The organism is Mesorhizobium sp. P2_E10 (genome assembly GCF_056404235.1).
In genome coordinates, this window is sequence record NZ_JBFUEK010000009.1 from 150,742 (window position 1) to 170,655 (window position 19,914).

Below are 19,914 nucleotides of genomic sequence, written 5' to 3' on the forward strand. Positions count from 1 at the left end.
GCGCTCATGATCTAGTTCGCGATACGATTGTTAGGCTAGAGCGACTGTTGCACGACGCCCAAAGAGTACCGCACACTTAGTAGACGGGCATTTCTCGGAAATCAAAGACCTGCGTCTTGTGCCCCTCGCGCCTATATGTGTGGCAGTAAGACCGTCGCCGCTTTGGCGCCGATGAAGACCGGCCAGGCCGGAACCGGACTCGCGCCCCAAGCATCCCCTTACATATTTGATTTCCGCTCCGCGCTTTGCGGGCGGCATTACCGGCCTGGCCGATTTCTCGATCTGGGATGACCACCCGATGATCATGACCCGACAAGAAATACTAGCCGCGGCTGACGGCGCTGGCCAGGTTGCGTTCATCGAGGGCCTGGGCGTTCATGGCCCGAGAGACGTTGAGGTTCGCAAAGCAATTCGGGGCCGCCATCCTCTCCGCCATCGACATCGCGGATGAGTATGTGCTGAGCGGCTACCTCGAAGCAGCGTGACACCCCAAGGGGTAGGGGGTCTCGGTCGAAAAACCGAGCCGGGGGCTGGACCGACGGGCTCTGCGATGCTGCAAAAGCGTAACAATTACAATTCTTGGGGGAAGCGATTCGCAGCTGCAGCTATCGGTGGCGCCTCGCTCATGGGCGGCAAGGGCTCGATTGTAGGTACCTTGCTCGGAGCCGCCTTTCTGGGCAGCTTGCGTAACGGATTGACCCTGTTGGAACACTGGCAGCAGCCATAGCGGCCAATCTTTCATTCGAGGCTTCTGTCGACGCTACAAACCAGGCGCAGCATGGCACGTTTCGGGGATGCCCTAGATCTGGGACGGGAGCGAAATCGCCCATGTCTGCGTCTGACCAACCAGACGCCGATTTAAGTTCGCGCCACCCTAGGGTTGGGGGGCGACATTAACCGGTATTTTCGTTGCGGACGGGTAAGACGCGGTTCCTGATCACTTCAAGCAGCTTCCCACCCGGCTGGACCCTGCCGAAAGGAATAACTGGCTGAGATTTCGAAGCCGGGCCGCGACGGCTGCCAGGCTCGACATTCGACGGAGATTCTAGGGCGCTCGATACGAATGATGTTAAACGAATTTGCAGCGTGGCGAAGCCGCGATGAAACCGCCGTTCCCGCTTGAATGAGCAGCGCCGCATAGCCGTCGATAACGTAACGCCGCGCGCTCGAACCGGTGCGGTGAAGGTGCTGGTGGCCAGACAATACGATGTCTACGCCGCTGCGCGAGAAGGCGTCCATCGCCATATCCGCGCGGCCAACAATCCCTTCGTCGCTTTCCAGATCGAGCCCTTCAAAGGGATGATGAGTGACCACCACCCGGGTGATGTCATCGGACATATGGGAGAATTTCTCTGTCGCAGCCTCGAGTTGGCGGACATTGATCCTGCCATCCTTGATGGTCAGGGATCGTGCCGTGTTGATCCCGACGACAGCAACTTCGCTGTCAGCATAGAACGGCTCGGTGTTTGCCTCGATGTAGCGCCTGTAACGCGACAGAGGCTTCCATGCGCGTGCGAGGACATTCCAGAGCGGCACATCATGATTGCCAGGCACCACGATGCGAGGGCCAGGAAGGGAATCCAGGAAGGCCCGCGCCTGCAGGAATTCGTCTTTCCGGGCGCGCTGCGTCAGATCCCCCGATACGACGAGCAAATCGGGGTCGACCGCGCGAACCTCGGTCGCAATCGCTTCCACCAGCTGGCTTTCTGTTCTTCCGAAGTGCAAATCCGAAAGGTGGACGAGGGTTCTCACAGCCGTTCTCCACTTTCAGCCGCGACCATCGGTACTGGTCATCCCGGCAGGTGCAAGGACCTGCAAGGCCGCCGGTCGAATCTGAAAGTTCAGGGGCATATCCATACTGATGGCTTCGCCGTCCAAAGAAACCAGCATGGCGTGGCGATGCGATGTGATTTGGAGTGACCTAGCTCGATAGGTTTCAAGATCTCGGGTTGAGTCGATCATGCCGAACGCGATTTTGAACGGAAGCAATGCAAGGCCAAGCCAGGACTGCTGCTTGACGACGTAAACGCACAGCTCTTCTGACGACAGGCTGCGGCGGCGGCCAAGATCGGCGATGTCGTAGAAATTGTTGCCAACAAACACACAGGGCGTCCGCAGTCTTTCGCGGGTGCCCTGAGCAGCGACGTGGACAGCCTGCCACGAGGCGGATCTCAACGTTCTCATGAGAGCGGGTCCGATGGCGTCAAGCTTGCCGAACCCGCGGCGCCGCTGCTCAGCTGAACGCTTTGCAACAAAAAAGGGATAGATCCCAATCGATGAGTTGTTGAGAAAGACGCGGCCATTGACCTCGGCGACATCGACTGCCACAGGCTTGCCTGTCGCGATTGTATCGATCGCCGCTGTGAGGTCGAGCGGCACACCCAAATCCTTGGCAAAATGGTTTAATGTGCCCAGTGGAAGGATACCGAGCACCAGATCAGTCCCCGCCAGCGCCGAGGCCGCGCTGCTGAGGGTGCCGTCGCCACCGCCGACCACCAATATTGATCCACGGCCGGACCTCGACTTGTTTTCGTCAACGAAGCGCTGAGCGAGTTCTCCAACCTCTCGCCCGTCCACTAATCGCACATCCGCCTCAACGCCACGTTCGGCGAACCCATCGCGTACGGCGCTCTCTATGTCGCTCTTACGCGCCGCAGCGCCGGCTTTTTTGTTGATGAGGGCCAGAACCTTCAAGTTTCCCGCCCCCGTTTCGGCCGTTCCTCAAACCATAGCGCGACTGTCCAACACAGGATCGCCCAGCCAGAACCAATGCACCATCCGGCCAAGACATCTGTGGGATAATGGACCGCGAGATAGACCCGGCTTATCCCAACGGCCAGCGTCAGAAACACGGCGATCGACATGAAATACGCTTTGAGCCGCAGCTCCTGATTTGCATGCGAAAGAAGTGCACCCACGGTCAGGAACGCAATCGCTGAAAGCATTGCATGTCCACTCGGGAAGCTTGCCGTGAATACTCGCGTGACATGGGGGATCTCTGGCCTGGGCCGGTTGAAGCTCAGCTTGAGTATCGTGCCGAGCAGTTCGCCGCCAATCACCGCCACCGCCATCCAGACGGCGAGACCCCGCTTGCGGATCAGAAGAAGATAGGCAACCCCGGCCAGCAACACGAAGCCGAGAAACACCACACTGCCAACCGAGGTTACATCCCTGGCCGCTTCCTGAAGCCATGGCGGACCGATCGGGAAGGCCGGATCGGCTGCGCGAAGAGCCGACATGATGGTCAAGTCAAATTTGGTCGTTTCGCCTTCCCGGACTTCGTCGGCAAGCACCCCGAAGCCTAAAACCAGGCATGCAACAAGTACCCCCGCAAGAAGTCTGTTTCTGCTTGCGCGGACGGATCGCTGGTTCGACCTGGCAGGTGAGCTCGGTGCCCCCCAAAGGCGCCGGCGCTCCGTATCGGGGACTGGTTCGCTCAAAGCGCAGGACCTCAATCTACCGTCCACAACGGCTTCGTATGAACCAGGTTCCCCAATCATCTAATGCCGCCCGCGGCTGGTGATGGTTCAGACGTTCTTTCATTCTTACGAAAATGTAAGCTGCCAGACAGCTGCCGGTGAAGTCGAGTCCCTATGGTCGCTGTTGCCGGCCGGCCTGGCCGGCGCTTGATCGCCGGAGGACCGGCCCCAACAGGAAAACCCCCATGAACAGACTGGTTCTCGCCTTCGCAGCCCTTGCCATCGCCACCCCTATTGCATCCGCCTCCGCCGCACCGGCGCCTTGCGAAGAGACGCTCAAAACCCTGCGCGCCGCGGAAGCCGACGCCAAACTCAGCGATACGGACAAGGCGAAGCTTTCCGAGTTGGAGACCAAGGGCATCGAGCGCTGCAATGCCGACGACGACAAGCGCGCCGACGACTTCTTCGCCCAGGCCATGAAAATCCTGGGCAAGTAAGCCCGCAACGACGGGACACCGCCATGCTGCCGCCAGCCACCCAAACTGCCGCGCCTGCTCTCAACCGGGTTCCCGATGTCACCGTCGATTTCTGGCTGATCAAGCTGATGGCGGTGACCATGGGCGAGACGGCGGCCGACTATCTCGCCGTCAATCTCGGCCTCGGGCTCACCGTCACATCGCTGATCATGGCCGGCATCCTGGTTGTCGCCCTCGTCCTGCAGTTCGCGCAGAAGCGCTACGTGCCGTGGGCTTACTGGCTGGCGGTGGTGCTGATCAGCATCGTCGGCACGCTGGTCACCGACAACCTCGTCGACAATTTCGGCGTGCGGCTTGAAACGACGACCATCGCCTTCAGCATCGCGCTCGCCGCGACATTTTCGGTTTGGTACGCCAGCGAAAGAACGCTGTCGATCCACACCATCTTCACCACCCGGCGCGAGATCTTCTACTGGCTGGCGATCCTGTTCACTTTTTCGCTCGGCACCGCGGCCGGCGACCTGGTGGCGGAAAGTTTCGACATCGGCTACCTCACCACGGGCCTGTTGTTTGGCGGCGTCATCGCGCTCATCGCCTTCGCCTATTATGTCCTCAGGCTGGACGGCATCCTTGCCTTCTGGCTCGCCTATATCCTGACCCGGCCGCTTGGCGCCTCGTTCGGCGACCTGCTGTCGCAACCGGTCGAATATGGCGGCCTCGGCTTCGGCACCACCTTCACCAGCCTCCTCTTCCTTGGCTGCATCGCCGCCCTTGTTCTCTACATGACGCTGAAGAGGGACGTCGACGAGACGGACCCAATTCTGCAAGAGTTGGAATGAGCGCCAGCCGTGGTGCAAGTCGGCTGAGCGTGGCGGAGAGGACACGGCGGCTGCCGCCATTCTAGGAACGGGTCGCTGCCGGTGATAGCCTGCTACCTCGAAATGTCGGCAACAGACCGGAACAGAGATGCGCCTTCTCCTTGTTGAGGACGACCCGCGGACGGCCGACTATGTCGTCAAGGGATTGAGCGAAGCCGGGCATGTTTGCGACCTGCTGCGCAACGGCCATGACGCGCTGTTTGCCGCCACGCGCGACGCCTATGACGTGATCATTGCCGATCGCATGATCCCTGGCCTCGACGGCCTGTCGATGATCAAGGCGGTGCGCGCCGCCGGCGTGCGCACGCCGGCCATCTTCCTGACCTCGGTTGGCGGCGTCGACGACCGGGTCGAAGGCCTCGAGGCCGGCGGCGACGATTATCTCGTCAAGCCATTCGCCTTTTCCGAGCTGCTTGCCCGCATCAACGCGCTTGGCCGCCGGCCGGCGGCGCAGGAGCAGAAGACCGCCTTGCGGGTCGCCGATCTCGAAATGGACCTGATCATGCGCCGTGTCACCAGGCAGGGGAATGTGATCGACCTGCAGCCGCGGGAATTCAGCCTGCTCGAGGTCTTGATGCGCGGCGAAGGACGGGTCATCACCCGCACCATGTTGCTGGAGCGCGTCTGGGACTTCCATTTCGATCCCAAGACCAGCGTCGTCGAGACCCATATCAGCCGGCTAAGGGCCAAGATCGACAAGCCCTTCGAGACCCAGCTCATTCACACCGTCCGCAACACCGGCTACAGCCTGCATGCGCCGCTTTAACCTGCTGCGCAGCACGCCTTTCCGGCTTGCCCTGACCTTCGCCTTCCTGTTCGTGCTTGCCTTTGTCCTGTCGGGCGCCATCGTCTACCGGCTGATGAGCGCCGATCTTGCCGAACGGCTCGATGAATCCATCAAGGAGACCTATTCCGTGGTCGCGGCGACTTACGCCGAAAACGACCTGGAGGACCTGGTTGCCACGGTCGACAGCCATGCCGCGCTCTCGACCAAGAAGGAGCAGCTGTTTTCGCTGACCGGTCCCACCGGCAACCATCTGGCCGGCAACTTTACCGCGGCAGACCTTCCCGACGGCTTCTCGATGTTTGACGCCACGCTGCCGGGCGTGCCAGCCGACACCCTCTACCGTGCCTGGTCCGGTTCGGTTGGCGCAAACAGTCTGACCGTCGCCTTCAGCCTGTCCGAAACCGAGGAGCTGGAAAGCATCATCCTGATGAGTTTCGGCTGGGCGACCCTGATCATCGCCGGTCTGGCGGTGGCCGGCGGCGCCTTGCTGGCGTCGCGTGTCCAGCGCCGCCTCGACGGCATCGCCGCCACCATGGTCGACGTCTCGCATGGGCGGCTTGAGGCTCGCATCCCCCTGGTTGGCAATGGCGACGATATCGACGGGGTCTCCGCGCAGGTCAACGCAGCCCTCGACCGGTTGTCGGCGCTGGTCGAAGGCATGAAGCAGGTCAGCGCCAACATTGCCCATGACCTGAAGACGCCGCTCAACCGCCTGCAGATGATTCTGGAAAGCGCCGCCGACAAGACCGCTTCGGGCGAGGCCGTATCCGATGAACTGGCGGACGCGCGGGCGGAAGGTCTTCAGATCAACGAGACGTTCGACGCCTTGCTGCGCATCGCCCAGATCGAGGCCGGGGCGCGCAAGGCGCGCTTCATCGACCTGGACCTCGGCGGCGTCGTCGAAACCATTGCCGAAATCTATGCCGGCGTCGCCGAGGATGACGGCAAGTCGCTTTCGGTAAAGATGGTGCTGGAGCACGGCAGCCAAATCCACGGCGATCGCGAATTGCTGACGCAGATGTTCGCCAATTTGGTGGAAAATGCCTTGCGGCATTGCCCGGCGGGCACGGAAATCGAATTGTCGGTGACATCGGGGGATGACCGCATTCTCGCGAAAGTCGGCGACGACGGCCCCGGAATTCCCACCGAGGAGCGCGAAAAGGTGTTCCAGCGGCTCTACCGGCTGGACAACAGCCGCACGACGCCCGGCAGCGGCCTTGGCCTGAGCCTGGTCCGCGCCATAGCCGATCTGCACGGCGCATCCATTGCGCTGGAAGACCGCCATCCCGGCCTGGCGGTCGTCGTCGGTTTTCCGGCTGCCAAATCGTCGGCTGGCTAGGCATCGCCCTTCAAGCTTACTGCTCCGTATGAACCAGGCGACATGATACCATCAGGGTGCCGGGCGTGGTGTGGCCGGACAAGCGCCGGATGTCGAAAGCTCGACGATTTTGGCTTGACCAAGTCGCTGTACATATGCGGACGTCGGGCGTTTCCAGAATTTCTTGGCAAGGTCCACGACAGCCCATGCATTCGATCAACCGCGTCTGGATTTTAGCTTTGCGACGAATGCCTGGATTGCAGTAGTGGTCCCTTCGACGATGGCATCGACGCCAAGCTGGCCGAGCGCCGCAGACGAGCGGCTTGGATCCCCTCCATAGACTCCGTCCACCGGCCCGAATTTGGCGCTGCCGCCAAGACGCTCTTGTCGGACCATCGAAGGATCAATGGCAAGAGCGAGCGAAGTGTCGGCGAGCCCGGCATGCCTGCCGATATCCGATTTGTTCACTCCCGCATTCAGCAATTTCTCAATGTAGGTTTCCTGGGTAATTCTATAAAAGCCCAGATCCGCAAAAACTCGCGCCGGCTTGTCCTTCCATTCTCTGTTCAACCGCCTGGCAACCGCGGCCTCTGAGGCCTGATAGCCGCCGTGATCGCCGAGTAGAACGATGGTCTTGAAGCCATGATGCTTGAAGCTGCGCGCTGCTTGCTCGAGCAAGGTCTGGAATGCCTTGTCGGTAATCGTGATCGTTCCAGGGAATTTCATATGGCCGGAGGGAGGATCAATACGGCCTTCCGGCACATATGCCACAACCGGCGCAACAAGGGCGTTTCCGAGCTGCGCGGCAATTTTCTCGGCCAAAAATCGCACTCGGACATTGTGTTTGCCCAAGGTCATCGCCGGGCCGTTCTGTTCCGTGCCGCCAATTGGGATCAGGATGGTGGTCGTTCCAGCGGCAATCCGGTCGCGCAACTCCGTCCATGTCAGGTTTTCGAGCTCAAGCGGGGCCGGCAACTCTGAGGCCGCGGACGGCAATTGCAGCCAGCACCAAAACAGGCTCGCATACCCAATAGACTGCACAACGCGTGGCATTGTTGTCTTCATGTCCTGAGGCAAAGGATTCTACCTAACGTGCGTCATGCGCCTTGTCACCTTACGGAAACGTAAGGTCGCCCAGGTCTCATTTCGGGGACATGACGGCGCCATCGACGGCGATGAGAAGTTTACCGATCCGTATGAATGAGGCGACATGCCTGTAAGCTTGACGCGTCATAGTGGGAGCATTCGCCGTTCAGCTCGAAAGGCCGCTCAAATGATGTCAGCTCATCGAAAAATCAGCCGAATCCTTACTGTCGCCGCATGTCTGGGCGCCGCTGGCGCACTCGCTCCCGGTTTCGCAAGCCTCCCGGCGGTTGCTGCCGAAACTGCCGTTCCCGCGGAAAAGAACCCCCCCGGCGACATTCCCGATACCCAGGTCTTCATCGACTATGCCTCGCCGCAGGGCTTCACCATGAAGGTACCGGAGGGCTGGGCGCGGTCGGATCGTGCCGACGGCGCCAGCTTCGTCGACAAGCTTGACGGTGTGGTTGTCTCCGCGGCGAAGGCGGACGCCGCGCCGACCGTCGACGGCACCAAGGCGGACTATGTTCCGAAGCTGCAATCCACTGGTCGAGCCATCCGGGTTACCGCGGTCAAGCAAGTCAAGCTGCCGGCGGGGCCGGCAATCCGCATCGTCTACACGTCCAACTCCGAACCTAATGCGGTGACCAACAAGCAGGTCCGCCTGGAGAACGAGCGCTACCTCTATTTCAAGGACGGCAAGCTCGTCACGCTCGAACTCTATGCGCCAAAGGGCGCCGACAATGTCGACCAGTGGCAGTTGATGTCCAGCTCGTTGCGGTGGAAGTGAGATGCACGCGCTGGACGCGCACGAACTCTATCGGTTTTATCACATCGGCGACGACGAGACGGCGGCACTGCGCGGTGTAAGTTTTCAGCTGTCGGCCGGCGAGATCGTCGCCCTGACCGGGCCGTCCGGCAGCGGCAAATCCACTTTGTTGGCCTGCGTAACCGGGCTGGACGAGCCGGATGGCGGCCATGTCGAGGTGGCCGGCCAGCGCCTGACCCGGCGATCGGAGGCCGAGCGAACGCGCATTCGCGCCGCCAATTTCGGCATCCTCCTGCAGTCCGGCAATTTGTTTGGCCATCTGAGTGTCGAACAGAACGTCCGTTTGCAGATGCTGCTGGCGGGAAAGCCGGACGAGAAACGAATTGGCGCCCTGCTGGAAAGCGTCAGCCTCTCGCATCGCGCAAATGCATTTCCAACCGAGCTTTCGGGTGGCGAGACGGCGCGCGCCGGTCTTGCCGTGGCGCTGGCCGCCGACCCGCCCATCCTGGTTGCCGATGAGCCGACCGCGGAGGTCGACCGCGACACCGAATCCCGGATGATCGAGCAGTTCGAGGCCAGACGCGAAGCCGGATTGGCGACGCTGCTCGCAACCCACAGCAAAGCGCTGGCGCAAAGAGCAGACCGGATCATCCGTCTGAGAGACGGGAGGATCGACGGTTGAATAGGACGCTCGTTGCCGGCAAAGCTCTTGGCCGCGACTTTCCTGACCGGAACGGCGGCCGGATCACCGTTCTGCGCGATGTCGACTGCGAGATTGCGGTGGGCGCGCGCATTGCCCTGGTGGGGCCCTCCGGCAGCGGCAAGACAACGCTGCTGCATATTCTTGGCGGGCTGGACAGGGCAACGAGCGGCACCATCGAATGGCCGGGGCTCGGCCCGTTCGAGGAACTGCGGCCGCGTCAGATCGGATTTGTGTTCCAGTCGCCCAGCCTGTTTCCCGCCCTGACGGCGGCCCAGAATGTCGGCCTGCCCATGGTGCTGGCCGGCGAAAGCGCCGCCGCGGACGAAACCGCGGCAGCGCTGCTGGGTTCGTTCGGTCTCGGCGAGCTTGGCGACAAACTGCCGGAGGAATTGTCCGGCGGCCAGTCGCAGCGCATTGCGATGGCCCGGGCGCTGGCCATCGGACCGAAACTCGTTCTAGCCGACGAGCCGACCGGGCAGCTCGACAGCATTACGGCGCAATTGTTCTTCGATACCGTGCTGGACCGACTGGAGGGAACGGACATCGCCCTGGTCGTGGCGACGCATGATGAAGCCGTGGCCGCCCGGATGGCGACGCGGTGGACGATGGACCACGGCCGGCTGATCGCGGGGCGACCGAGAAGCGGGGCGGCATGATGCTGGTCTTATGGATGCGCGGCGCTCTCACCCGCCGACTGTTGCGCGTCGCCGGTGCCACAGCAGCTGTCGCGCTAACCGTGGCGCTGCTGGCGGCGATGGCGCTTTTTCTTGCCAACGCCGGCACCTTGATGACGGCGCGCGCCATATCGGCCGTGCCGATCGACTGGCAGGTTCAGGTCATTTCCGCTGCCAACCCCGACCTGATCGGCAAGGCGCTGACCGAAGCCGCGCCGGTCAAGGCCGTTCATCAGGTCCGCTACGCCAATGTCGCCGGTTTCGAAGCGCAGACCGGCGGCACGACGCAGACCACCGGACCGGGCCAGGTCATCGCCTTCGACAGCTTCTATGCGAAAGACTTTCCGGCGGAAGTCCGACCGCTTTCCGGCAACACCGACGGCGTTCTCATTGCCCAGCAGACGGCGGCCAACCTTCATGTCGGCCCAGGCGATACGGTATCGATCAAGCGGATCGGCCTGCCGCCGGCAGAGGTGAAAGTTGCCGGCGTCATCGACCTTCCCGACGCCGATTCGCTGTTCCAGGCGGTGGGCCTGCCGCCTCAGGCTGCTCCGCAGGCGCCGCCCGACAATGTGCTCGTGCTGCCGCAGCAGGACTGGCAGCAATTGTTCGACCCGCAGCAGAAAATGCGTCCCGACACCACCAGGCTGCAATGGCATGTCAGGCTTGCCCATGAGGCGCTGCCACCCAACCCGGTCACGGCCTATACGGTCGTCACCGGTGCGCAGCGCAATCTCGAGGCCCGGGTCGTCGGACAGGCTCTGGTCGCCGATAATCTAGGCTCCCGCCTCGGAGCAGTCCGCGAGGACGCACTTTACGCCTCCGTCCTGTTCCTGTTTCTCGGGCTGCCCGGCATTGCGCTGGCCATTGCGCTCACATTTGCCGTCACTTCGTCCGGTGCGGAACGCCGGCGCATGGAGCAGGCGCTGTTGCGCGTCCGCGGCGCCACGACAAAGACGATCCTGTCGCTGTCGGCTGCCGAGGCCGCGATTGCCGCTGTCGGCGGTACCGCGCTCGGCATTGCAGCGGCGTTGCTCTTCGGCCGCATCGCCGCGGGCCAGCATGCAACGGCGGGCACGAGTGGTCCGACACTGCTTCTCGTCGCCTTGTTCGGGCTGCTCGTCGGTTTCGCCGCCTTTCTGTTTCCCGCCTGGCGTGACGCGCGCTGGGCGACTGTCAGTACCGCGCGGCGCACCGTCAGCCGGACGGCGACGCCACTCTGGCAGCGCCTGTGGCTGGACATCCTTTTGCTCGCGGCAGCCGGGCTCTTCTTCTGGCAGTCGGCAAGCACCGGATACCAGATCGTGCTTGCGCCGGAAGGCGTCGCCGCAACCGCTGTGGACTACAAGGCTTTCATCGCGCCGGCGCTGTTCTGGCTGGGCATGGCGCTGCTGACCGTGCGGCTGTCAGGCGCCATCATCGCCCGCAACGGCAGGGGTCTTCGGGCAATCATTGCACCGGCCGCCGGACCCCTCGCTTCTGTCGTATCGGCCGCGCTGTCGAGGCAATCGGGGCGCCTGACCATCGGCATCGCGATGACCGCGCTGGCGATCTCCTTCGCCACGTCGACCGCGATCTTCAACACCACCTACAACGCACAGGCGCGCATCGATGCGGAGTTGACAAACGGCTCCGACGTTACCGTCTTCGGCACATCGGACAGACCGGCCGGGACATATCTGGCGGCGCTGGCCTCACTGCCAGAGGCAGCCGCGGCAGAACCCATGCAGCACCGTTTCGCCTATGTCGGTGCCGATCTGCAGGATCTCTATGGCATCGACCCCAGGCGCATCGAACGCGCCACCAGCCTTTCCGACGCCTATTTCAGCGGCGCCGGCGCGGCCGGCATGCTCGACCAGCTCACCCTGACACCCGACGGTGTTCTGGTGTCGGAAGAGACCGTGCAGGACTTCCAGCTCCAGCAGGGCGACACGATCAATCTTCGGCTCATGGATGCAACGGACCATCAGTATCATCCCATCGCCTTCAAGTTCATCGGCGTCGCGCGTGAGTTTCCGACCGCGCCGAAGGACTCCTTCCTGGTCGCCAACGCCGCCTATGTCGCCCGCATGACCGGATCGGAAACGTCCGAGTATGTGCTGATGCGGGCAAAGGCCGATCCGACAGTACTCGCGCGACAGGCCGCTTCGGCGCTCTCCTTCGATCCGTCGCTGAAGATCGCCGACATCGGCCAGGCCGCCCATCTAATCGGCTCGAGCCTGACGGCGGTCGACCTCGGCGGATTGACGACGATCGAGCTGGGATTTTCTGTCGTCATGGCGGCTGCCGCCGCCGGCCTGATGCTGGCATTGGGGTTCATCGAGCGCCGCAGGACCTTCGCCATACTGAGCGCCATCGGAGCCAAGCCCCGGCAATTGGCAGCCTTCCTGTGGGGCGAAGGCCTCCTCATCCTCGTCGGTGGCTTCACATTCGGTCTTCTGTCGGGCTTGCTGACGGCGTGGATGCTGGTGAAGCTGCTGACCGGCGTGTTCGACCCGCCGCCCGAGGCGCTGTCGATCCCCTGGGCCTACCTTGGTGTCGTGCTCGGCCTTGTCGCCGCTTCGGTCGTCGCCGCGGTCCTGTCGGCCAGGCCTTCGTCCGGACAGGACGCCGAGCACTTGCGGGATTTCTAAGGGATGTCACCCAAAAGTCTGCGCTCGGGCTTGACCTCAGGGTGCGCAGCGGCGGGCTTACCTATTTGTAAAGTAGCGGCAATCCTGTCGCAAACTCTGCCGCCTAGACTCGATCCCATCTTCTCTCGAATGAGAGAAATGATCCGACAAGCCTGACGCTCCGGATCGTCACCGTTGCCGCTCCGGACCCAACGGCCCCTTTCGGCATGGCAACGAAACCAAACGGGAAAACGAACATGAAGAAATCAGTCATCGCTACCGCAATGGTACTGGCCCTCGGAACCTCGACCGGTGCTTCGCCAAGGCAGCCACCGGCACGATCGCCAGTGTCGACAAGAGTGGCGACTCGATCACGCTTTCCGACGGCAAGACGTTCGTCTTGCCGGAAGGAATCGAGGCCGAGACGCTCAAGGTCGGCGAAAAGGTTGTCGTCACTTACTCGACCAAGGCCGGCAAGCTGGCGGCGTCGAGCGTCCAGCCGGCCAAGTAAGGCCGGACGTGGAGGACTTGTCGGCAGGCAACGTAGCTCATGCCTGCCGACGAGCGCTGCACACCATGCAGGCGCCCTGCCTGCAGGTCCTCACAGCACTCCGGTGATCAAGCGGTCGAGCCGGGTGTTTTCCCGATAGGCCGCGCGCATCAGGATCGCGGCCAGAAAGCCGGTCGCCGCGCCACCCAGGACATCGCTGACATAATGGGTTCCGAGATAAATGCGCGACAGCGCTATCAGCATCGCCGCCGTCATAAACAAGACCCCGCGCCAACGCAGACCGTACATCAAAAAGACCGCCGCGATGGCAAAGCTTGCCGTGGAATGGTCGGACGGGAACGAGAAATCGACGGTCGGGCCGATGATCAGATGGGTGACATGGGCATCGTAGGGACGGGCCCTTTGCACAAACAGTAAAATGAGCTGATTGATGACCAGACCGAGAAGGAAGGACAGGCCGGCTGTCACCACAATGTGACGTGTCGCCCGATCCGCCCGCGGCACCCACCACTGAACGGCAACAGCCAGCACGAGAAGCGGCACGCCTGCTGTCGAAACCCAGATCATGACTAGGTCGAGCCCGGGGGCCTGCCCGGCCCATGTGTTGATCCAGGCGGTCACGGCGGCATCGATTTGGAACATTCAGAAACTCCGTCTGGCGGGCTTGTGGTGGGCGTGCGGCTGGCGCGCACGCGATAGAAGGCGTCTAAGCCGAAGCTGTCACCAGACCCAAAGTAGATACGACCGCTCATCGGGAGCCGGCTCATGTCCGGCCATGACGGCCACGAGACAGACAATGGTGAGAAGCACCAGTGACGTGGCGATCCATATCCATCGGCTTGATCGAAGGGGATCACTGCGACGCAGCATCTGCAAAAGCCACCTCTCTCGAACACAGCAGGCTTTCGGTTTAGAGGGGATAATCAGCCGCAGCGGTTCGGGGACAACTTTGCCTTGTCAACTATACCGGGGATTTGCCGGGTTCTTACAAATCGGTAAGCGTGATTCCTGCAAAGGCGTTGAATATGCCTTGCTTGTCCAGCACCTGCGTCGACGGGCCCCATTGGCGGTGAGCCTCTTCGCTCGGGCAAGATCGAGCATGGCGTTTCCAAGCGACACGTCCTCTCGCGACTGGGTGGCCTGGGTCTTGCGGAAGAGCGGCCTGCAGGAGGTCGCCGGCATGCATCATGGCCATCGGCGAAGTCGAGCTTGACGAGATGGCCGTCGATGCGGCCGGTCACAGTCACGCTGCGCAGCGCTGCCGCCCAGCCGAGGCCGACAAGGAAAGGCAGGCACATCGGCATCACGCGCGAGATCCGTAGCCACCGGAATAGCGGCGTCTGCTGAGCATGCATTAACGAGGCCCGCAGCGCCTGTCAGGCTCAACGCCAGCAAATCCAAAGCCCGGCCCAAAGGATTCGCATTGACTACACCAGTCGGCGATCATGCTCTCAGTCTAGCTGGTCCGGGTCGACTTGAAAGGTTGATGAAAGGTTGCTGCCATAGACATTGGCAGGCGTCCCCGCATCACTGCAAAGCAGCGAGAGAAGAGAGGACGAGGGAAACGAACGAAGGGAAGAGGCCATGTCGCTTACGCGAACACTGCTTGATTCAGCCGCTACAATCGGACTCCTTGCCACCATGGCCCTGTCAGCGCCGTCAGCTCGCGCCGATGACAAGATCTCGATCATGGTTGGCGGCTACGAAAAGCAGATCTACCTACCCGCCAAATTGGCGGAAGCGCTCGGATACTTCAAGGACGAAGGTCTCGATGTCGAGCTGCTGAACGAGCCAGCCGGTGTCGATGCGGAGAACGAGATGCTGGCCGGGGCCGTGCAAGGTGTGGTCGGTTTCTATGACCACAGCATCGACCTGCAGGCGAAAGGCAAATTCGTCGAATCCGTCGTCCAGTTCAGCCAGGCGCCTGGCGAAGTCGAGCTTGTTTCGACCAAGCATCCCGAGATCAAGTCGCCTGCCGATTTCAAAGGCATGAGCCTGGGCGTGACCGGTCTGGGCTCCTCGACAAACTTCCTGACGGAATATCTTGCCGTCAAGAACGGCTTGAAGCTCGGCGAATTCACCTCGGTTCCGGTTGGGGCCGGCAACACCTTCATCGCTGCCATGCAGCAGGACAAGATCCAAGCAGGCATGACCACCGAACCGACAATCACCCGGCTTCTGAAGACCGGCGAAGCTGCCGTTCTCGTCGACATGCGCACCATGGAAGGCACAAAAGCCGCGCTTGGCGGCACCTACCCGGCCGCCTCCCTCTATATGCAGACGGACTGGGTCGACGCGCACAAGGAGACGGTGCAGGAACTGGCCAATGCCTTCGTCAAGACACTGAAGTTCATCAACACCCATAGCGGTGCCGAAATCGCCGACAAGATGCCGAAGGACTACTATGTCGGCGACAAGGACGGCTATGTGAAGGCGCTGGACGCCGGCAAGGCGATGTTCACTGCCGACGGGATAATGCCCGAGGGCGGTCCGGAGACTGTGCTGACGGTTCTTTCAGCCTTCAAGAAGGAACTGCAGGGCAAGCAGATCGACCTCTCCAAAACGTACACGACGGAATTCGTCAAAAACGCCAAATAGCTGATTGGCCGGCGCGAATTGATCGCGCCAGCACCGTCCGTTTTCACGTCTGGCGACGCCTGGCTACAGGCGGTCGCCCGACCTTGGAGTGTGTTTGACCATGGCTATCGAAAAAAACGTTCCGGCGATTGAGCTGATCAATGTCAGCCGCCGCTTCCTCTCCCCCACCGGCAAGTCGCTGACGGCACTGCGTGACTTCACCATAACGGTCGAGCGTGGCGAGTTCGTAGCCGTCGTCGGCCCGACAGGTTGCGGAAAGTCCACGACCCTCAACCTGATCACCGGACTGGCAAGTCCTAGTGCCGGCGAGGTTCGCGTCATGGGCGCCACCGTCAAGGGAATAGACCCGCGCATGGGCTTCGTATTTCAGAGCGACGCGCTGTTTCCCTGGCGCACGGTGATCGAGAACGTCATGGCGGGTCCGCTGTTTCGCGGCAAGGCGAAATCGGCAGCCATAGCCGCGGCGCGCGACTGGTTGGCGCGCGTCGGCCTGTCGCGGTTCGAGCAGCATTATCCGCACCAGCTTTCGGGCGGCATGCGCAAGCGCGTGGCGCTCGCCCAGACCTTCATCAACGGCCCCGAGATTCTTCTCATGGACGAGCCGTTTTCGGCCCTTGACGTGCAGACGCGCGTGCTCATGCATGAAGAGCTGTTGCGCCTCTGGTCCGAGGCCAAGGCCTCTGTTGTCTTCGTCACCCACGATCTGGAGGAGGCGATCGCGCTGGCCGACAAGGTCTATGTGCTGACCGCCGGTCCCGCGACGGTGAAGTCGGTCTACACCATCGATCTGCCGCGGCCGCGCATCGTCGCCGATATCCGCTACGAGCAGAGCTTCATCGATTATTCGCGCACGATCTGGGCCGACCTCAAGGAAGAGGTCGAGACCAGCTATGCACGTGCCGCTGCCTGAGGGAGAACATTATGACTGATGCAGCCATCGACATCAGCACCGGAAGCTTTAGGCCGGGAACCTCGGATGCCGAAATCGAAGCCGCCGCCGCCAAGGCGGCGACGCACCGGCGCCGCACGGTAATCTTCTGGCGGGTCGCCATCCTCGTCGTCTTCCTCGCCTTGTGGGAGATCGCCGCCCGCCTCGCCTGGATCGACCCGTTCTTCTACGCCATGCCCAGCACGATCGCCGAAAGGCTCTACGAATGGACGACGGAGGGGACGTCCGAAGGACCGCTCTGGTACCATCTCTACGTCACGATGGAGGAAGCCACGATCGGCTTCGTCACCGGGTCGGTCGCCGGCATCATCATCGGCGTGGCGCTCGGCCGCAACCGCATGGCCGCCGACATCTTCTCCATCTACATCAAGGTCATCAACTCCATTCCTCGCGTGGTGCTGGCGCCGATCTTCATCATGATCCTGGGTCTCGGCCTGGCTTCGAAAGTGGCGCTGGCCTTCGTCATGGTTTTCTTCGTCGTCTTCCACAACGCCTTCCAGGGTGTGCGGGAAGCCGACCGGGCGATGATCGCCAATGCCCGCATCCTTGGTGCCTCCAACTGGCAATTGACCCGTTCGGTGATCGTACCGTCGGCGATGAGCTGGATCTTCGCCAGCCTGCATGTCAGCTTCGGCTTCGCCATCATCGGCGCCATCGTCGGCGAATTCGTCGGCTCGCGCTACGGCATCGGCCTGCTGATCAACATCGCCAAAGGATCCTTCGACGCCGCCGGCATGTATGCGGCCATTGTCATCGTCATGGTGGTGGCGCTCGGCGCGGAATATCTGATGACGCTGGTCGAGGACCGGCTGGCGAAGTGGCGGCCGCAGCCTTTGCACGAGACGCAGTAAGCTGCATCAAGTCTCAGCTGGCGGGTGGGCTGGCAGCCTGACCTGCGCACTCAATCCGGGCGGCGGCCGGCGATTGGCGAGTTCGATCTGGCCGTCATGAGAGGAGACGATTTCGCGCACGATGGCAAGACCCAGACCGGTGCCTTCACTGCCGGCCTCGGAGCCGCGGAAAAAGCGCTCGAACACCTTTTCCCGGTCGCCGCCAGCAATGCCGGGCCCGGTGTCCTCCACCTGCAGTAAGACCCAGCCCGCTTCGTAGCCAGTCCCCACCGTGACCGAGCCGCCTTGCGGCGTGTAGCGCAGGGCGTTGTCGACCAGGTTGACGACCAGCTCGCGCAGCAAGGTCGGATGTCCCCACACAACCAGGCTACCTTCCCCGGACTCGAAGCCGAGATCGATGTTGCGCGCCAATGCCGCCTGCGCCAGCCCCTCGAGGGCATCTCTGGCCACGGCGCCGAAATCGACTTCGGATTTCATCAGCGACGCACTGCCCTGTTCGGCGCGGGCAAGTGAAAGAAGCTGGTTCGACAGCCGCGCCATGCCATCGACCGACCTGTCGACCGCGGCCAGAACTTCATCCTTGGTACCGATATCGCGTTCGCGCAGGCCGACACCAACTTGCGTCTTCAACAGCGCCAGCGGCGTCCGCAGCTGGTGCGCAGCGTTGGCGACAAAGCGTCTCTGCGTGGCCATCTGGCGCTGGATGCGGTCGAAAGCCTCGTTCAGAGCCTCGACCAACGGCCGCAATTCGCTTTGCACGGTGTCGGCGGCGAAAGGCTTCAGCTCCGTCGGATCGCGCTCCATCACATCGTTGCGAAGCCGCAGGATCGGCGCGAGGCCACGGCGCAGCCCGAAAACGCCGAGCAGACCGGCAGCCGCGACCAGCAGCACCTGGTCGCGCAGCGCCTTCAGCCATAGGCTGGTCATGAGCTTGTCGTGCGCCCTCAGCGTCTGACCGACAGCCACCATCGCATTGCCCGGATTCAGCGTGCTGACGATAGGCTGGGCAATGGCGACCGCGTGGACAGGCTGGTCGCGAAAAGTTGTTTCGAAATAGACCGGGTTGAGATCAACGGGCGCCCCTGGCGGTGCGATGACGTCGGGATAGCCGGCAATGACCTGGCCGCGCGGCGTCGTCACGCGGTAGACGACGCGGTCGGGTTGATCGGAGGCGAACATTTCCAGCGCCGCCGGTGGGATCGGCGCTTCCAGCACACCGTCATTCTCGCGAATGTTTTCCGCGATCACCCGGGCCGACGCCAGAAGGGTTCGATCTGTGATCAGATTGGCGGTTTCCGCCGCGTTTTTGTAAGTTGTCCACACGTTGAACGAGACGACTGCAGTCAGCGGCACGACCAGCCAGCCGAGCAGTTCACGCTGGAGGCTTCTGTTGGCCATCGTCTATTGGCCATCGTCGATTCTGAGGGCGTAGCCGAGACCGCGAAGCGTGGTGATGGCCATGCCGCTGCCCTCGAGCTTCTTCCTGACGCGGTGGATGCAAATTTCCAGGGCATTCGGGTTCGTCTCGTCGTCGAAACCGAAGATGTTCTCGGCCAACACGGTCTTCTGCACGGGCCGGCCGGCGCGCATGATCAGCGTTTCAAGCACGGCGTGTTCCCTGGCCGTCAGATGTAGTGGTGTTTCACCGAGCACGAAGGTCCGTCCTTGGGTGTCGAAGGCGAGCCTGCCGAACCGCACCATCGGATCGAAATTCGCCCGCCCGCGCCTGAGCTGCGCACGGACGCGCGCTTCGAATTCATCGACGTTGAAGGGTTTGACCAGATAGTCGTCGGCACCGCTGTCGAGGCCACGGACACGGCTCGATACGGCATCGTTGGCGGTGAGGATGATGACCGGCGTCGTGCTGCCGCGGCCGCGCAACCGGCGCAGCACCTCGATGCCGTCAAGATGCGGCAACGCCAGATCGAGGATCACCAAAGCGTAGTCCTGGCTGGCCAGCGCCGCATCGGCATCATCACCGCGAAAGACGCAATCGATCACATAGTTGTCGCGCCGCAGCAGGCGGGCAACCCATGTCGACAATTCGCGATTGTCCTCAGCGAGCAATATGCGCATCGTTTGATCCGTCTACAGCACCGTTCGCCCGTGGGGGTGCACAAAACGCCATGGCCTTTGATTTTGCGCATGATCCCAACGAAAATCGATTCCGATTTTTCACTGGGATGATGCGGTCAACACAGGGCCAACCGCCGTCGTTATTCCGCGTCTTATGACCAAGCGAGATCCTTGTGCATGCGCAGGCCGAATGTGTGTGCTCCCTTGCCATCC

Annotated in this window: 20 protein-coding genes and 1 pseudogene; 14 read left to right on the forward strand and 7 right to left on the reverse strand. The window is 62.1% G+C overall.

The window, feature by feature from the left end:
- Positions 1-595: 595 nt before the first annotated feature.
- Positions 596-706: pseudogene (locus AC1D0N_RS23015) on the forward strand (ribose ABC transporter permease); the annotation flags it as partial.
- 236 nt (positions 707-942) lie between these two features.
- Here AC1D0N_RS23015 and AC1D0N_RS23020 read toward each other — a convergent pair.
- The 3 genes from AC1D0N_RS23020 to AC1D0N_RS23030 are packed head-to-tail and all read right to left on the reverse strand — an operon-like array spanning position 943 to position 3,293.
- Positions 943-1,752, reverse strand: a complete 810-nt coding sequence (locus AC1D0N_RS23020; RefSeq protein WP_477247956.1) for a metallophosphoesterase family protein — start codon at positions 1,750-1,752, stop codon at positions 943-945.
- 15 nt (positions 1,753-1,767) lie between these two features.
- Positions 1,768-2,694 carry a diacylglycerol/lipid kinase family protein gene (locus tag AC1D0N_RS23025; RefSeq protein ID WP_477247958.1) on the reverse strand — a complete coding sequence of 309 codons (927 nt, stop codon included), beginning with the start codon at positions 2,692-2,694 and terminating at the stop codon, positions 1,768-1,770.
- Positions 2,691-3,293, reverse strand: a complete 603-nt coding sequence (locus tag AC1D0N_RS23030; protein WP_477247960.1) for a phosphatase PAP2 family protein — start codon at positions 3,291-3,293, stop codon at positions 2,691-2,693. The genes AC1D0N_RS23025 and AC1D0N_RS23030 overlap by 4 nt, the downstream gene beginning before the upstream one ends.
- Positions 3,294-3,664: 371 nt before the next feature.
- On the opposite strand from AC1D0N_RS23030, the gene AC1D0N_RS23035 reads away from it, so the two are divergent.
- The 4 genes from AC1D0N_RS23035 (at position 3,665) to AC1D0N_RS23050 (ending at position 6,899) form a co-directional block, all read left to right on the forward strand.
- Complete coding sequence (locus AC1D0N_RS23035; protein ID WP_477247962.1) at positions 3,665-3,916, forward strand: hypothetical protein; 252 nt, start codon at positions 3,665-3,667, stop codon at positions 3,914-3,916.
- A 23-nt stretch (positions 3,917-3,939) separates the two neighbouring features.
- Complete coding sequence (locus tag AC1D0N_RS23040) at positions 3,940-4,734, forward strand: COG4705 family protein (protein ID WP_477247964.1); 795 nt, start codon at positions 3,940-3,942, stop codon at positions 4,732-4,734.
- Between the two features lie 127 nt (positions 4,735-4,861).
- Positions 4,862-5,539, forward strand: a complete 678-nt coding sequence (locus AC1D0N_RS23045; protein WP_477247966.1) for a winged helix-turn-helix domain-containing protein — start codon at positions 4,862-4,864, stop codon at positions 5,537-5,539.
- On the forward strand, positions 5,526-6,899 hold the full coding sequence (locus AC1D0N_RS23050) for a sensor histidine kinase (protein ID WP_477247968.1): 1,374 nt from the start codon (positions 5,526-5,528) through the stop codon (positions 6,897-6,899). Before AC1D0N_RS23045 ends, AC1D0N_RS23050 begins: the two co-directional genes overlap by 14 nt.
- 195 nt (positions 6,900-7,094) lie before the next feature.
- Here the strand turns inward: AC1D0N_RS23050 and AC1D0N_RS23055 are convergent, their stop codons facing one another.
- Complete coding sequence (locus AC1D0N_RS23055; protein ID WP_477247970.1) at positions 7,095-7,931, reverse strand: creatininase family protein; 837 nt, start codon at positions 7,929-7,931, stop codon at positions 7,095-7,097.
- A 220-nt stretch (positions 7,932-8,151) separates the two neighbouring features.
- Here AC1D0N_RS23055 and AC1D0N_RS23060 point away from each other — a divergent pair, with 220 nt between their 5' ends.
- The 5 genes from AC1D0N_RS23060 to AC1D0N_RS23080 all read left to right on the forward strand — a co-directional run bounded on the left by AC1D0N_RS23060 (position 8,152) and on the right by AC1D0N_RS23080 (position 13,227).
- A complete protein-coding gene (locus tag AC1D0N_RS23060; RefSeq protein ID WP_477247972.1) occupies positions 8,152-8,748 on the forward strand; it encodes a hypothetical protein in 597 nt (198 codons plus the stop codon).
- A 1-nt stretch (position 8,749) separates the two neighbouring features.
- Positions 8,750-9,409 carry an ABC transporter ATP-binding protein gene (locus tag AC1D0N_RS23065; protein ID WP_477247974.1) on the forward strand — a complete coding sequence of 220 codons (660 nt, stop codon included), beginning with the start codon at positions 8,750-8,752 and terminating at the stop codon, positions 9,407-9,409.
- On the forward strand, positions 9,406-10,086 hold the full coding sequence (locus AC1D0N_RS23070) for an ABC transporter ATP-binding protein (protein ID WP_477247976.1): 681 nt from the start codon (positions 9,406-9,408) through the stop codon (positions 10,084-10,086). Before AC1D0N_RS23065 ends, AC1D0N_RS23070 begins: the two co-directional genes overlap by 4 nt.
- Complete coding sequence (locus AC1D0N_RS23075; protein ID WP_477247978.1) at positions 10,083-12,737, forward strand: ABC transporter permease; 2,655 nt, start codon at positions 10,083-10,085, stop codon at positions 12,735-12,737. The genes AC1D0N_RS23070 and AC1D0N_RS23075 overlap by 4 nt, the downstream gene beginning before the upstream one ends.
- A gap of 349 nt (positions 12,738-13,086) precedes the next feature.
- Positions 13,087-13,227, forward strand: a complete 141-nt coding sequence (locus AC1D0N_RS23080; protein ID WP_477248059.1) for a DUF1344 domain-containing protein — start codon at positions 13,087-13,089, stop codon at positions 13,225-13,227.
- Between the two features lie 90 nt (positions 13,228-13,317).
- Here AC1D0N_RS23080 and AC1D0N_RS23085 read toward each other — a convergent pair whose 3' ends face one another.
- Complete coding sequence (locus AC1D0N_RS23085; RefSeq protein WP_477247980.1) at positions 13,318-13,869, reverse strand: phosphatase PAP2 family protein; 552 nt, start codon at positions 13,867-13,869, stop codon at positions 13,318-13,320.
- 545 nt (positions 13,870-14,414) lie between these two features.
- Between AC1D0N_RS23085 and AC1D0N_RS23090 the strand changes: the two genes are divergently transcribed.
- The 4 genes from AC1D0N_RS23090 to AC1D0N_RS23105 all read left to right on the forward strand — a co-directional run bounded on the left by AC1D0N_RS23090 (position 14,415) and on the right by AC1D0N_RS23105 (position 17,625).
- Entirely contained in the window at positions 14,415-14,549 is a 135-nt protein-coding gene (locus tag AC1D0N_RS23090) for a hypothetical protein (RefSeq protein WP_477247982.1), read from the forward strand.
- A gap of 319 nt (positions 14,550-14,868) precedes the next feature.
- Positions 14,869-15,825, forward strand: a complete 957-nt coding sequence (locus AC1D0N_RS23095; protein WP_477248061.1) for an ABC transporter substrate-binding protein — start codon at positions 14,869-14,871, stop codon at positions 15,823-15,825.
- 100 nt (positions 15,826-15,925) lie between these two features.
- Positions 15,926-16,735, forward strand: a complete 810-nt coding sequence (locus tag AC1D0N_RS23100; protein ID WP_477247984.1) for an ABC transporter ATP-binding protein — start codon at positions 15,926-15,928, stop codon at positions 16,733-16,735.
- An 11-nt stretch (positions 16,736-16,746) separates the two neighbouring features.
- A complete protein-coding gene (locus tag AC1D0N_RS23105) occupies positions 16,747-17,625 on the forward strand; it encodes an ABC transporter permease (RefSeq protein WP_477247986.1) in 879 nt (292 codons plus the stop codon).
- Between the two features lie 6 nt (positions 17,626-17,631).
- On the opposite strand, the gene AC1D0N_RS23110 is transcribed toward AC1D0N_RS23105, so the two are convergent.
- Both AC1D0N_RS23110 and AC1D0N_RS23115 read right to left on the reverse strand, forming a co-directional pair.
- Positions 17,632-19,023, reverse strand: a complete 1,392-nt coding sequence (locus AC1D0N_RS23110) for a sensor histidine kinase (RefSeq protein WP_477247988.1) — start codon at positions 19,021-19,023, stop codon at positions 17,632-17,634.
- A 3-nt stretch (positions 19,024-19,026) separates the two neighbouring features.
- Positions 19,027-19,701 (reverse strand): response regulator, encoded by a 675-nt coding sequence (locus tag AC1D0N_RS23115; RefSeq protein ID WP_477247990.1) that lies wholly within the window; start codon positions 19,699-19,701, stop codon positions 19,027-19,029.
- Positions 19,702-19,914 lie beyond the last annotated feature (213 nt).